Here is a 13991-nt window from a genome sequence, read left to right as displayed (position 1 = left end):
AATGGAGCAAACGCTCCATCTTTTCCAAAAAGCGACTTCCCACTCTTAAACTGTTCTAGCGCTTTTTCTTCTAAATTGTCTAAATAGTTCTGATCCATAATCAAATTTACGATTTTGGACAGAGTTTAATTTACACCCTCAAATTACTACAGTCTTTCTATTCAAATTACCAATAAAAAAATAAGTCATAGTTTAGGCAACCTTTGCAGGATTTTTCCAAATCATGTAACTGAGATACATCCATTATATGAACATATAGACCTATCAAATACAATCCAAAAGTATGATACACTTATATTTCCGATAGAATGTCCTCTTGCAAAACCGATAAATGGATACCAAAATTTTTTGGAAAAATATGCTGAAAGGATAAAAGACTTAAAATTTAGGACATTAGAAATAACCTTTACAGTAAATAAAAATGGCGCAGTTGCAATAACGAATATTTCTGGGATAAATAAGAGAAACAATGATGTAATTAAAGATGCATTTCTTTCAACTGATAATTGGCAGGGAGCAATCTGGTTTTACAGTGGAAGATGTAAAACAAATTTAACATCGAATTATAGATTTGTGATAAATAAAGAATAAACTACGAGGCACAGCACCAGCTTTAAATAATACTTCGCTTAATGCTTCGTGCTATTCAAAGCCAAAACGTTAAAGCCAAGCTTGAAAAAAGACTTAGAGAAGAATGCGAGAAAAACTCACAGAAAAAGACATTAAAGATTTAAGATATCAATGTCGAATGGGTTATGTTATTCCATCTATGGTTTTTATTATTGGTACGTTTATTTCCAGTGCGATTTATGAAATAAACTTAAATTCTAAATCAAATGGATTAAATACAGAAATGATTTTACTTTTTGGTTTAGGATTTATAGTATTGTCTTTTATTATTGGATACAAAATGAATCATACATATTTAGCAGACATTAGATACAATGAAAAAGTAATTGAAACAAAAACAATTCAGAAAAAAGAATCCAAAAGGGATTATGAAGCTGGTAGTGGAACTTTGTATATCGGTCAAGAAATGAAGGGATTTGATTCATTTAGTATTGTTGTTGAAAATTATCGATATCGAGTTGACAAAAATCTATTTATGTATTGCAATGAAGGGGATGAAGTTCTATTTAATTATGCTCCATTGAGTAGGTATTTAATTAACATTGAATTGACGAAAAAAGCCATGCAATAACATGAGATTTAAGCTATGTGAAATAAGTCAGCCTTTGTTAAAACTTCGGTTGACAAAAAACCTAACTTCGTTAAAGCTTTAACTCACAAGGATTTTAGTCCCAAGTACTCGAGATGTGAAGAGAAATTTTATTGTCATAGTTCAACCGTTGTGTTTAATCGCAAAAAAATATGATTTCTACTTACTTTAAAAACTGATTATATCATGAATGATTTTATTATTTGGATTGGAATTGCCTTTTGCTTGTCACAATCAGCTATGTTTTCAGGATTGAATTTGGCTTTTTTTAGTCTGACAAGGCTCCGGCTTGAAATTGAAGCGGAAGCTTCACCCAAGAAAGGCGCAAAAAAAGTATTGTTAATGCGTAAAGATTCTAATTTTCTTTTGACCACCATTTTATGGGGCAATGTATCCATAAATGTTCTATTAACATTGCTCTCAGACTCTGTGATGGCAGGAATTATCTCCTTTACCTTTTCAACTGCGGTAATTACTTTTTTTGGCGAAATCATACCGCAAGCCTATTTTTCGAGGCACGCATTACGAATGGCTTCTTTACTTTCACCAGTTTTGAAGTTTTATCAGTTCCTTTTATATCCAGTCGCTAAACCATGTGCCCTTTTACTTGACTCCTGGCTTGGAAAAGAATCGGTCCAGTATTTTGCCGAACATAATATCAAACTATTTATTAAAAAACATATTGATGGGCATCAAAATGAAATTGACCATTTTGAAGGGACAGGTGCCATTAACTTCCTTTCTATAGATGATACGAAAGTCTCCCATGAAGGAGAAGTCCTCAATCCAGATAGTATTGTCAGTTTAAAGAGCAACAATGGATTAATCATCTTTCCAGAATATAAGCCAAGACTTGATGATGATTTTATACAAAAAATCAATAAATCCAGAGAAAAATGGGTGATTTTAACTGACGAAAATAATGAACCTAAATTAGCATTAGATGCAGATGAATTTATCCGTTCAGAGCTATTCTGTAATGGCTGTGAAGGAATAGAAAAATTTTGCCATCAACCACTAATATTAAGAGATGACGATTCAAATTTAGGTATGATGATCAAAAAACTAAAAGCTAAAATTAATATCAATTCAGACTTACCAATAGAAAAGGATTTATTTTTATTCTGGCAGACAGAAAATAAACGAATCATTACTGGAGCTGATATTTTGGGTAGGTTACTAAAAGGAATATAAAATAAAACGTATTGATAACTTAATTTTCGTATAACAATAAATAATTATTATCATGAAAAAGCTAGATGAAAATGATGCTAAAGAAATTGGAGTTGAACTAGGAATAAACTGGGATAAAGTAAGCTTATCTGAATTTATTATTGGATTAAATGTTGAACTGGAACATGGAACAAAGTATCCAGAAACCAATGTGACGAATAATGATTTAACACTTACAGGTAAAATCGCATGGGCTCATTTAAAAGAGTTCCCAGATTATTATTCCAGATTAGAAAAATTAGAAAAGGAAGCAGAGAAATATTGGAAAGCAAAGTATCAGAGTTGATTGATTACAATTCTATCAATAGGGGTTTATAAGTATAACAATTACGTTTGCAAAATCATAAATAAATTAAATTAAAACTATGGCTAGATTCATAAAAAAACAGAAACAAGAAATAGGTGTTTCACCTGATGACTTATTGTTTAGAGGGGTACAAAAGACTGATGAAATTACATTGCGGATAATTGATTATGACGCTAATAATCTGGAAGAAAATGCTATTACGAAAGTACATGAAATATTGAAGTTTCAAGAAAAGAATACAGTAACATGGTTAAATGTTGATGGGCTTCATAATGCGTCTATTATGGAAGAAATTGGCAAAGAGTTTAATCTAGAAAATCTCATTCTGGCCGATGTTATGAATACAGGGACAAGACCTAAGGTACAAGAGTATGATAACTGTATTTTTATGTCAATAAAAATGTTACAACAAGATTCAGAAACAGATTTGATTACAGTTGAAAACCTGAGCTTAATAATAACCAAATCGGTTCTTGTTTCATTTCAAGAAAGAAAAGGAGATGTTTTTGAGCCAGTTAGAGAGCGGATCAGAAAACAAAAAAAGAGAATACGAAATTCTGGAACAGATTATCTAGCATTTGCCCTGCTTGACATTGTGATTGACAATTATGTTTATGTTATTAGTGTTTTGGGTGAAAAAATTGAAGCTCTTGAAGAGGAGCTGTCTCTTGAACCCAAGCAATCGCTTATTAACGAAATTAATAATTACAAACGCGAATTAAACTTTTTGCGGAAGAGTATAAAGCCAGCGAAGGAAATGATATTGGCTCTTTCGAAAATCGAATCCGATTTAATTGATGAAAGTTCTTACATACATTTTAAAGAACTGCTGGATAATATTAATCAAGCTAGTGATTCTTCTGATAGTTATCGAGAAATATTATCTGACCAACTAAATATCTATCATACAACAATAAGCAGTAAGCTAAATGATATAATGAAATTCCTGACGATTTTCTCTGTTATTTTCATTCCACTTACTTTTATTGCAGGAATTTATGGAACTAACTTCGATTTTGTGCCAGAACTACATTTTGAATACAGTTATTTTATTATGTGGGGAGTAATAGTTACAGTTGCTGTTGGGATGTTAATCTATTTCAGAAGGAGAAAATGGTTTTAGGAACAAAAAGACACAATAAATGTTTACAATTATTAGCTGAAATAGTGGTCGGAAATTAAATTGTAGCTCACATAAAATATTGCAGTAAATTGAAATTTTCAATGTACAACTATTTTAGACTTGACCGTAATAAAGTCTAGCATTTTAATGGCATTTAATAAAAAACTAGAAATAAATGAGTAGATATGGAAAAACTTGAGGTAACACTTACAAATTGGTTTCATGAGCCACTCATAGAGCGTCTATTAACGATATTGATTGGCATTGTAGTAATCTTATTATTAACATACTTGGTCAAAAGGGCACTGAAACGCACAATAAAATCAAATGACAATAAGTACAGGGCACGAAAAGCGGTGAATATATTTGGTTACTTATTAATAGTAAGCGTAGTTCTATTTGTATATAGTGATAAACTTGGAAACATTGGTATAGCGTTAGGTGTCGCGGGAGCAGGCATTGCCTTTGCCTTGCAGGAAGTAATTATTAGCATAGCGGGTTGGTTCAGTATTGTGATTGGTGGAACTGTTGGAGTTGGCCAACGCATAAAAATTGGAGAGGTCAAAGGAGATATCATTGATATTGGGGTCATGAATACTACAATAATGGAAATAGGCGATTGGGTTCAAGGTGACTTATATAACGGACGCATTGTAACTATTGCGAATAGTTTTGTTTTTAAAGACAAGGTGCATAACTACTCAGCGGAATACCCTTTTCTATGGGATGAAATAATTATTCCTTTACGCACAAAAAGCGATTATACACTCGCACGAAAAGTTTTTACAGATGTATTAATCGAAGTTTGTGGAGAATATGCTTCAAATAGTGAAAAACAATGGGGTAAGCTTACCGACAAGTATAGGGTTGAAGAGGCGCAGGTACAACCAATGGTCACCCTTCAATTTGATGAGAACTGGATTTCATTCACACTTCGTTACATTGTTGATTACAAAAAGAGAAGGAGAACTAAGGACATTATTTATACCCGTTTGCTTGAAGAAATAAGCAAGAATGATGATATAATAATGATCGCAACAAGCACATTAGAAATTACAAACATGGTCCACAAAAATTACGAAAAGTAAAAAATAATGCCCTATGGAACAAATAATTAAAAATTTAGAGAACCTTTTAGGTTCATTTGTTATAGTACTGGTTTTAGTCGTCCTATTAGTTTTAAATTTTTGGATATTTAAAAAAGTAAAATCCACCAAATTAAATGGAAACATTTTGAAAAACAGTATAACCACTTTTATATTGTTTGTTGGCATACTTATTTTTATTTTATCCTTTCCAATTGATAAAACCTTAAAGGGTCAAATCTTAAGTTTCCTCGCAATAATTGTAAGTGCCGGTATTGCATTAAGCTCAACTACTGTTTTAGGAAATCTTATTGCTGGAATTATGAATAACTCGATGAACCGTTTTAGGAATGGCGACCTTATTAAAATTGGAGATTTACAAGGCAGGGTTACAATAAAGAGTATTTTTCATACTGAGATTCAGCTGGAAGACAGCAATTTTATTACTATTCCTAATTTATATATTGCAACAAATCCAGTTAAGTTAACGCGTAAAACTGATACTGTAATTTCTACTTCTGTTTCATTAGGCTATGACATACCACGAACTGAAATTGAAGAATCGTTGAAAGGGGCAGCTGTTACAACGGGCTTGACAGATCCTTATGTTTATATTACCAAGCTGGGTGATTATTCTGTGTTATATAAAATTCACGGCTTTCTGGACGATAGCAGTAAATATTTTAGCACCATGTCATTATTGAATGCGAATGTGATGGATGAGCTTCACAATAGAAAAATTGAGATCGTTTCACCATCTTTTATGAATCAAAGAAATTCGAATGAAAAGGCTTTTATCCCAAAAGAGATTCTTAAAAATGAAAATTTAACTCTCGAACAATTACCTGAAGATTTAGTTTTTGATGAAGCAATCAAATCAGAGGAAATTGAAAAAAAGAAAGATCAGCTCGAGGAATTGAATAAACAACAAGAATTGCTTAGCGAGAAAATGAAAAACTTAAAAAAAGAGGATGAAATTGATAAAAATGAATTATCCATTAAAAACATTGATAAACTAAAAGCGAAAGTTGAAAAAAGTATAGAAGATAATAATGAAAAGGAAAATTTACGTAATTAAAAAATAGAGCGTTTAGAGCTAAAATGAGATTTAAGCTATGTTAGATAAAGCCAGCCTTTGTTGAAACCTCGGCTGCCAAGGTTTCAGGATAATAGGTAGTGAAAACTTACGAGGTGGTGAAGAGAAGAGCTATTGTCTCATTTAAAGACCATATGCTAAATATAACATCAAATGAAAAAGAAAGAACAAAAAGGAATATTCAGTATTGCACTAATCTTAATAGTTTTTGTTTCAATTTGCTCCTATGGGCAAAGCAAACAAGAAAAGACTAATGCTATTATTGATAAGTTTAATCTTATTGAAAACCAAAAATCGAATTATAAATTTCAATTGGAACCATTGAAGTATCAAGCAATAGGAAAGGATAGCATTCGACTAATTGAATTAGAAGAGAAAATAACTGAAGAAGAAATCAACAAAAGAATTAGTGCAGCTTTTGACGAAATTTATACAGATGAGGAGATTAATAGCATCTATTATTTTATACAGACCAGTGCTTACGAAAAGTTATATAATTCTGAAGAGACGTATAAAATATTTGCAGGCCATTTTAAGGATATAGATAAGGAAATTGAAAAATTATCTGATAATTTCAATGACATATTTGATGAACCAATAAAGAAATTCAAGCCAATTGCAGTCGATAGGGAAGATGGATTTTATGCTACAATTGATTATAATTCATTGAGTAATGATGAGGACATAGAATTAGCGAGTAATCCATCCATAAGCATTCAAGATATTCTGGATGTGAAAAAAGAATTTAGTAATTATGGTGATGATCAAGCAGAAATTATGATAACACTAAACAAAGAAGGAGCACATAAGTTTTATCTGCTAACAAAAGAAAATATAGGAAAACCGATTGCCATTGTAATTGATAAGCACATTATTTCAATGCCAATTGTAAATTCTGAGATTATGGGAGGACAAGCTAGTATTAGTGGCGATTTTACGGAGAAGGAAGTTGATAGAATGATTAAAAAGTTAAAAGCTAAATTATAAACAGTGGTTAATTCGACATTTGGAAATACACTGCTAAACGCTTCTCACTATACAAAACTATACCTTTGTCATACATCAATTAATGAAAAATGAAAGAATTCTTCTCCATTCGATCAATAATAATACTATTCGTACTACCCATAGCAATTACCTTAAGTATTGATTTTATAGAACTAAGCTATTGGGGATTCTTATACGTTCTTCCAATTCCAATCATAACAGGAATTTGGGTGTTTTTTTTAAAGATTGATTTAATAAGAAAAATAGTGAGCTACTTGATATATATTGTAGTCGTTTCAATTATAGATCAATTAGTGTTCTGGATAGTTTATTTGTATGTAATAGGTGGAGACATTATTTAATTTGATCGAATCGTTTTGCCATAAAAATATAAGCATTAGCATCTTTGTGATATCACTGTTCAGGGGCAAAAGTCAGCAAATAGTAAAATGGAATTATTATGGGATATGAGTTAAGTATTCAACGAGAAAATGAAGAAAATAAAATAACCAAAGAAGATTGGCAAAACTATATCAAATCTGATCATGAATTTAGCGCAATCGAAGAATTTGTAGCAAAAATTGATAATGAACATTCTATATGTATTTCAACACCTGGCGCAGGACTTTGGAAATCGAAAGAGAGAGAAGTGCCATTTACCTTTTCAGAGAGATATGGATGGATTTCAGTGAAAAACCCTGAGAATTGGATTATTCAGAAAATGATTTCAATAGCCAATAAGCTTGATGCTGTTGTACTTGGTGAAGAAGGCGAAAAATACGATGAAGTGTATCTACTTTAAACGTTTATTGAAAAACCAATGAGGATGAAAATATTAAAGGCAACTCACCATAAAAGGGTACATACACGCTAATAAAAAGGAAATATTTATGATAGAGAAATTGAATAATGGCAGATCAAAAGTTGAGTCTTTTGGTAACACGTTAAAAATTACTATTCCATCCAAGAAAAAATGGTTTATTATATTATTCCTAGGTGTTTGGCTTGGAGGATGGTTTTTTGGAGAGAAATCAGCGATAGAAGGGATAACTGATTCTGATAATATTCTTGCGGATGGATTCTTACTCTTTTGGTTAGCTGGTTGGACTGTAGGTGGTTCTCTTGCCATTCTTGCAATTTTATGGCTGCTTTTTGGTAGTGAAATTATTTTATTGGAAAGAGGAATTATTAAAATATCAAAAGGTTTATTCAATACGCCCTTATTGTCAAAAAGTTATGAAGTAAATCATATTAAAAATTTTAGGATTATTTCTCCAGTTGAACCTAATGCTGATTTCTTTGGAATAAAGAGAAATATGGTTGATTATTTGGGATTTAAAGGAGGTATACTAAGTTTTGATTATGGAATGAAAACCATAAAGTTCGGAATCGCTATTGATGAAGCTGAAGCACAATATTTAGTAGAAAAACTTGGAAAGAAAGGATTAAATAAGGAAGAATAAGGTTTGTACGTATAAACAATAATAGTGCAAGCTGCAGTTTGTAGTAGCTTGAAAAAGAATTGTAAATTTGAATGAAACTGAAAGATAAGTGATTGTACGGTGCACACACTTTATTAAAACTGTGTCCCTAATTAAAAGAATATAAAATATATGAATGCTCCATCACTCGGCTATACTGATAATTATTCAAAGCGAAATTTATGGGAAGAAATAGCCGGATTTTATAAAGGTGAGTTTAACATAAAGTTTAATTCAGGACACGAACTTGAAATTCACAATACAATCATTCCCTATAAAAAGTGGAAATTATATATCTCAGTCTCTGACACTAGACCATTGAAAATTCGAATTCCTTTTATATCAAACCAGGATTTTGAATTAATAGTGAGTTGGGAAGATTTTATTGAAAAAATAATAAAATATTTCCGGAATAGAGATATGAAAACTGGATGGAGTGAATTTGACAATCGATATTTAATTAAGAGTAGTAATAATGCATTGTCAAGAAAAATATTGAATATAGACGTTCAAAAAGCTATCCTCAAGCATAACATTTATTCTTTAGCTTATCAGACCAACAAGAAAACAAGCAAATCTGAGCTATTATGTGTAATCAGTAGGCGTGTTGGAGATTTAGAATCAATCAAAGAAATAATTGATCTGCACCTATTGTTAATCGATATTTTTGAGGATCAAAGAATAATAAAATAATGGAGTAAGCACAGCTATTCAAACATTTCCTATGATTCATAAAAAGATTTTGAATTATCATGAATTGTGCTAACTTTGTAATTACAAAATATCAAAAAGCATGGAACTTTCAATAATCAAAATAGGAAACTCAAAAGGATTCAGATTGAGTAAAAACATACTTGAAAAATATAATATTAAGGATAAAGTTGAGCTTATATTGGAAAAAGGATATTTCATCATCCGACCAATCTCTCAACCACGAAAAAATTGGGAGAAGCAATTCAAAAAGATGAATGAAAATGGAGAAGATCAATTGCTATTTAATGACGTTTTTGAAGATGAAAACTTAGAAGAATGGATTTAAAACAATATGAAATAGTATTGGTCAATCTGGATCCAACTATTGGGAGTGAAATAAAAAAGACACGACCTTGTGTGATAATTTCTCCAAATGAAATGAATAAATACTTAAGGTCAATAGTTGTAGCACCCATGACAACTAAGTCTCATAAATATCCGACAAGAATAGAAGTTAAACATGATAATAAAATAGGGTGGGTGGTAATCGATCAAATCAGAACAATTGATAAGCAAAGGATTATCAGGGTATTAGGAAGATTATCTACACCAGAGATAAAAGAGGTTAAATCCATTCTCAAAGAAACCTATATTGATTGAATTAACAACTTACATTAACACTAGCTTTGCATACTCTTAATGCCATGAGGTCATCTTTGTTTATATTACTTATACTCTTATCAGCTTGTAATTCAAATATTTCTACTTCAAAACAGGAAAGGCTGTCAGATGTTCCTAATTCGGAAAATACCCAAAGTAATTTGATTGATATGCTAATTACTGATTTGAATTTTGATGATTTAAACGACACCTTAGAACTATCTGTGTCGCCTAGTGGAGATCCCGGGCTGTTTCGGGAAATACTTTTCAAGATTTCGAATAGTAAAGCTGTTATTTTTGAAGCGAATGATGCCTGGGACACTATTGATGAAGAATTCTTGGAGAAGAACAACAATGATATTTCATCAGAACATGTTTTTATTAAAAAATATAGTAATTACTCATTAGTAATTTTAATGGGTTGGCGTTATGGCAGCGGACGTGAGGATTTTACTATTTTTAAGATTATTGGTGATTCGGTTCGTAAGATATTTGACAAACCATATGATATTATTGGTGAGTTAGTTGATTTAAATAGTGATAATTATCCTGAAATTATAGTACGGAATCATTGGGAAGTATACATTCCTGTGGATAGTCTGGATGCCAACATTGGGACATATTCTCCGTTTCATATCTATTCGATAGGGAATGATGAAGTGTATTTAGATACTGCTTTGACCATTAGTTATAATAAGAAGTATTATGTATTTAAAGGGCTGAATTATGATAATGACATAAAAATACTATATCCTAGAAAAAATGGTGTGCCAACATTGTTTGAATAATTATTGGATATGCCTGCACCTAATAATATGCTTATATGCTTCTGAAATCAAGAATTAGTTTTATTTGTAGACTATTAAAAATTGACAATGGGGAATAGAAAAAAAGAAATCATAAGCAGATATGTCAAATATTTAATTGGTCTTTGGCTCCTAAATTTAATGCTTTACAGACTTGGAAGTTATATTATTCTTCCTCACAGCATGATTGATTATAAAGTGATAACATTCCTTATTGATATTGGTTGGACTATTATTATTTGCAATCTAATAATGGCAATAATCATTTTTAGAAAAATGAAGAAAACGAATACGTTAAATTGGTGGATTTTAGTTGTTACAATAATAAATAAAGAAGTTGGTGCTATCTTTTTTCTTTTGTACTTAAATGAAAGTGACATTATTCAAGAATAAGCAATTGTATATACTTAATTTAGGATACTTAACAGTTGAAAAAGCTATGGCAGAAATACTCATTTGATGATTTAATCTCAATTTGGATATTAAGGGCCTTTATAAACTTCGAGAATCTTCGTGTAAAATTTCTGTCACGAAGATGCACGAAGAATACACAAAGACACACGAAGAGAAAGCATTTCTCTTAGCGTAATTGCATGATATTTTATTATCTTGCCTAAAAAAAATCAATTGGTGGAAACGACTTCTGATCGGATGAATATTGAAAACAGAAATTTTGAAAGCGAATTTCAACTGACTGCCTCACGTAGCAGTGGCCCAGGTGGGCAGCATGTCAATAAAGTCAACACACGAATTGAATTACGTTTTTCTATTCATAAGTCAGCCCTGCTCAGCCCTGAGGAAAAGGAGTTGGTATTGCATAAATTGAAAAATAGAATTAACAGCGAGGGTGAGTTGATTTTAACTTCACAATCTGAGCGATCTCAACTAAATAACAAGGCAAAGGTTATTCAAAAGTTTTATGAGCTAATTGGTAAAGCACTCAGCAAACCCAAAATAAGAAAAGCAAGCAAGCCCTCAAAAAGAGTTATTGAAAAGCGTTTGTTGGCTAAGCGTAAACAAGGGGAGAAGAAACAGAATAGAACACTACCTCCCAGTGATTAAGATAATGGGATCTTACAACCACATAAAAGCATCTGAATTTGTTTCAAATACTCTGACCTGTATTAAGGTTTCCTGTAGTGATTGAACAATTTTATTGGCTAATAAATTTTGCTTGCGGTTTGCAACAACAGCAATTTTGTCTATTGAAAAGATGGGTTTATTTGCTTCAAAGGGTAAGTTAACACTTTTATTGGCCACTTTTACTTTTACATTTGAGATATCTAAAAGTAAATTTTGCTTTTGTTTGTCTTGAATCTCTGCTTTTGTAGATATGATGAAATCGAATAGCTGGTTTATTGTTAACTCATGTAAAGCAATTGCTACGATTACTGTATTATTTCTTAAATAATCAATTAGAAAGGTGCTATGAGAAGATAATTTCATATACAATAATATAAATTTCAGGGTAGGCTTTGCAAATGTATTTCTTATGGTGCTGTCTATGTGTCTGTTGCGGTGTTGATTTTATTTAAAAACTTCGCTTTAATTATTTGTTTTTGAAATTTAATCCCTTTTGGAAATTGCGCACTTTCAGATTATTATTTTATGTAAATTTGATGTATTGCTCATCTTTTCGATACCTTTTATGATAAAGATGTGATAGTTTGATCGAATAATTATTTAATACTATGACTGACGAATATCCAGGGATTTTAAAAAGAGTGAAAGCTTATGTTGCTGATTGGGTAGTCATTCTCCTATTGATGATTATTGCTTATCTCATTTTTTCACAATTTAATAATGTAGCTGATAGCGTAAGGATTATTGTATTTCTTTTCATTTTTCTTATTTACGATCCCCTTTTTACCAGCCTGTTTGGAGGAACAATTGGTCATTTACTAAATGGTATTCGGGTAAAACGAGCAGTTGATGAAGAACGAAACATTATTTTCCCATTGGCATTAATTCGCTTTATTTTTAAAACACTATTGGGTTGGTTGTCCATGATCACTGTGAATGGGAATGCTAAGCAGAAAGCTATTCACGACATAATTGTTCGATCTGTAGTTATTTGTAAGCATGAAAAATAGAAATAATCTATCGCCAGATGACTATTTACACCTGTTATGCGATAATAAAAGAGATTTAAATCATAACTAATCTGCCTTAATGATGAAACAAGCATGAGTATAAGTCTACCCAAACAAGGAAATGACTATATGCGAGTTCCATATGACCTTTTAAAATAATTATAGACATATGAAACAAGCTTTCCTTTTATTGCTATTTATAAGTTCAACTTTCTTGCTTTATAGTCAGCAAATAGTTGATAGTCTTTGCAAAGCTGCTATTGAGCTTACTTATCAAGATGTGACTTATGATCCAGCCTATCGGGTTATAGCCTATCCAAATGGAGATGTTGCTGCTGATAAGGGAGTTTGCACCGATGTTATCATAAGAGCATACAGAAAGATTGGAATTGATCTTCAGAAAGAGGTTCATGAAGATATGAAAAAGAATTTCAGTGCATATCCACAAATTTGGGGATTAACAAAACCAGACAAAAATATTGATCACAGAAGAGTGCCAAACCTCATGACTTATTTTAAAAGTCAAGGGGCTGAAAAACCAATTAATCAAAATGCAAAAGATTATGTAGCTGGTGATATTGTTTGTTGGGACTTAGGAGGTGGTATTACACATATTGGAATAGTTGTTCCGATAAAGTCAGATGATAAACTAAGAAACAAGATCGTTCATAATATTGGTGCAGGGCAGGTTTTGGAAGATTGTCTTTTTGACTTCCAAATTATTGGACATTATCGATTTAGTCAAGTTTTATCAAACTGATTGCATTTGAATAAGTAGGTCTATTTGCCTGAAATAGGAATGTCATCCAGCTTTTGATACACAAAATCAAAGCCTTCTGAAGTAATACTTTTAGCTGACACTCGACTACCATATAAAAGGATGGAGGACATTTCACCCATAAATAGCTTTAGAATAAAAACCGGAATATTAGGCAAGAACAAATGCCGGGAAAGTTTATTAGCTAATATTTTGGTAAAATCACTGTTTGTTATAAAATCAGGAGCCACAGCATTATAGACCGAATTGGCCAATTTTTTTTCGATTGCAAAAAGAAAAACACGGGCAAGATCACTTATTTCTATCCAGGGGATGTATTGCTTTCCACTTCCTAAAAAAGCACCAAATCCTGCTCGAATTGGTTTTAACATCTTCTGAAGTGCTCCTCCCTGATTGGAAAGAACAACACCTATGCGAAATTTGAATACTT

The 13991-nt window shown here is 31.5% G+C and carries 20 protein-coding genes; 18 read left to right on the top strand and 2 right to left on the bottom strand.

Going from position 1 to position 13991, the window contains the following annotated elements:
* The first annotated feature begins 348 nt into the window (after nucleotides 1–348).
* The 16 genes from HOG71_03735 to arfB all read left to right on the top strand — a co-directional run bounded on the left by HOG71_03735 (nucleotide 349) and on the right by arfB (nucleotide 11752).
* On the top strand, nucleotides 349–591 hold the full coding sequence (locus HOG71_03735) for a hypothetical protein (protein MBT5989944.1): 243 nt from the start codon (nucleotides 349–351) through the stop codon (nucleotides 589–591).
* 103 nt (nucleotides 592–694) lie between these two features.
* The gene (locus HOG71_03730) at nucleotides 695–1201 is read left to right on the top strand and encodes a hypothetical protein (protein ID MBT5989943.1); all 507 of its coding nucleotides are present in this window, start codon (nucleotides 695–697) and stop codon (nucleotides 1199–1201) included.
* Nucleotides 1202–1402: 201 nt separating this feature from the next.
* Nucleotides 1403–2413, top strand: a complete 1011-nt coding sequence (locus tag HOG71_03725; GenBank protein MBT5989942.1) for a DUF21 domain-containing protein — start codon at nucleotides 1403–1405, stop codon at nucleotides 2411–2413.
* 52 nt (nucleotides 2414–2465) lie between these two features.
* A complete protein-coding gene (locus HOG71_03720; protein ID MBT5989941.1) occupies nucleotides 2466–2738 on the top strand; it encodes a hypothetical protein in 273 nt (90 codons plus the stop codon).
* A gap of 79 nt (nucleotides 2739–2817) precedes the next feature.
* Nucleotides 2818–3882 (top strand): magnesium/cobalt transporter CorA, encoded by a 1065-nt coding sequence (corA, locus tag HOG71_03715; protein ID MBT5989940.1) that lies wholly within the window; start codon nucleotides 2818–2820, stop codon nucleotides 3880–3882.
* A gap of 185 nt (nucleotides 3883–4067) precedes the next feature.
* Nucleotides 4068–4970 (top strand): mechanosensitive ion channel, encoded by a 903-nt coding sequence (locus tag HOG71_03710; GenBank protein MBT5989939.1) that lies wholly within the window; start codon nucleotides 4068–4070, stop codon nucleotides 4968–4970.
* A 13-nt stretch (nucleotides 4971–4983) separates the two neighbouring features.
* Complete coding sequence (locus HOG71_03705; protein MBT5989938.1) at nucleotides 4984–6045, top strand: mechanosensitive ion channel; 1062 nt, start codon at nucleotides 4984–4986, stop codon at nucleotides 6043–6045.
* Nucleotides 6046–6216: 171 nt separating this feature from the next.
* Nucleotides 6217–7050 (top strand): hypothetical protein, encoded by an 834-nt coding sequence (locus HOG71_03700; protein ID MBT5989937.1) that lies wholly within the window; start codon nucleotides 6217–6219, stop codon nucleotides 7048–7050.
* Nucleotides 7051–7510: 460 nt separating this feature from the next.
* Nucleotides 7511–7852 (top strand): hypothetical protein, encoded by a 342-nt coding sequence (locus HOG71_03695; protein MBT5989936.1) that lies wholly within the window; start codon nucleotides 7511–7513, stop codon nucleotides 7850–7852.
* An 88-nt stretch (nucleotides 7853–7940) separates the two neighbouring features.
* The gene (locus HOG71_03690; protein MBT5989935.1) at nucleotides 7941–8513 is read left to right on the top strand and encodes a hypothetical protein; all 573 of its coding nucleotides are present in this window, start codon (nucleotides 7941–7943) and stop codon (nucleotides 8511–8513) included.
* Nucleotides 8514–8663: 150 nt separating this feature from the next.
* Nucleotides 8664–9224, top strand: a complete 561-nt coding sequence (locus HOG71_03685; protein ID MBT5989934.1) for a hypothetical protein — start codon at nucleotides 8664–8666, stop codon at nucleotides 9222–9224.
* Nucleotides 9225–9324: 100 nt separating this feature from the next.
* The gene (locus HOG71_03680) at nucleotides 9325–9570 is read left to right on the top strand and encodes an AbrB/MazE/SpoVT family DNA-binding domain-containing protein (GenBank protein ID MBT5989933.1); all 246 of its coding nucleotides are present in this window, start codon (nucleotides 9325–9327) and stop codon (nucleotides 9568–9570) included.
* Nucleotides 9561–9884 (top strand): type II toxin-antitoxin system PemK/MazF family toxin, encoded by a 324-nt coding sequence (locus HOG71_03675; protein MBT5989932.1) that lies wholly within the window; start codon nucleotides 9561–9563, stop codon nucleotides 9882–9884. Before HOG71_03680 ends, HOG71_03675 begins: the two co-directional genes overlap by 10 nt.
* Before the next feature lie 44 nt (nucleotides 9885–9928).
* Nucleotides 9929–10672 carry a hypothetical protein gene (locus HOG71_03670; protein MBT5989931.1) on the top strand — a complete coding sequence of 248 codons (744 nt, stop codon included), beginning with the start codon at nucleotides 9929–9931 and terminating at the stop codon, nucleotides 10670–10672.
* 87 nt (nucleotides 10673–10759) lie between these two features.
* The gene (locus HOG71_03665; protein ID MBT5989930.1) at nucleotides 10760–11083 is read left to right on the top strand and encodes a hypothetical protein; all 324 of its coding nucleotides are present in this window, start codon (nucleotides 10760–10762) and stop codon (nucleotides 11081–11083) included.
* Between the two features lie 258 nt (nucleotides 11084–11341).
* Nucleotides 11342–11752: an aminoacyl-tRNA hydrolase gene (gene arfB, locus HOG71_03660; GenBank protein ID MBT5989929.1), complete on the top strand. Its 411-nt coding sequence runs from the start codon at nucleotides 11342–11344 to the stop codon at nucleotides 11750–11752.
* 12 nt (nucleotides 11753–11764) lie between these two features.
* Here the strand turns inward: arfB and HOG71_03655 are convergent, their stop codons facing one another.
* Nucleotides 11765–12136, bottom strand: a complete 372-nt coding sequence (locus HOG71_03655; protein ID MBT5989928.1) for a hypothetical protein — start codon at nucleotides 12134–12136, stop codon at nucleotides 11765–11767.
* Nucleotides 12137–12381: 245 nt separating this feature from the next.
* On the opposite strand from HOG71_03655, the gene HOG71_03650 reads away from it, so the two are divergent.
* Nucleotides 12382–12783, top strand: a complete 402-nt coding sequence (locus tag HOG71_03650) for an RDD family protein (GenBank protein ID MBT5989927.1) — start codon at nucleotides 12382–12384, stop codon at nucleotides 12781–12783.
* A gap of 169 nt (nucleotides 12784–12952) precedes the next feature.
* Nucleotides 12953–13543 carry a DUF1287 domain-containing protein gene (locus tag HOG71_03645; protein ID MBT5989926.1) on the top strand — a complete coding sequence of 197 codons (591 nt, stop codon included), beginning with the start codon at nucleotides 12953–12955 and terminating at the stop codon, nucleotides 13541–13543.
* Between the two features lie 20 nt (nucleotides 13544–13563).
* Here the strand turns inward: HOG71_03645 and HOG71_03640 are convergent.
* Nucleotides 13564–13991 (bottom strand): DUF1731 domain-containing protein (locus HOG71_03640; protein MBT5989925.1); only part of this gene is annotated, 428 nt, incomplete at its 5' end.

This window comes from Bacteroidota bacterium (assembly GCA_018698135.1).
Lineage (GTDB): Bacteria > Bacteroidota > Bacteroidia > CAILMK01 > JAAYUY01 > JABINZ01.
This window is presented reverse-complemented; position numbering and strand designations above follow the sequence as displayed.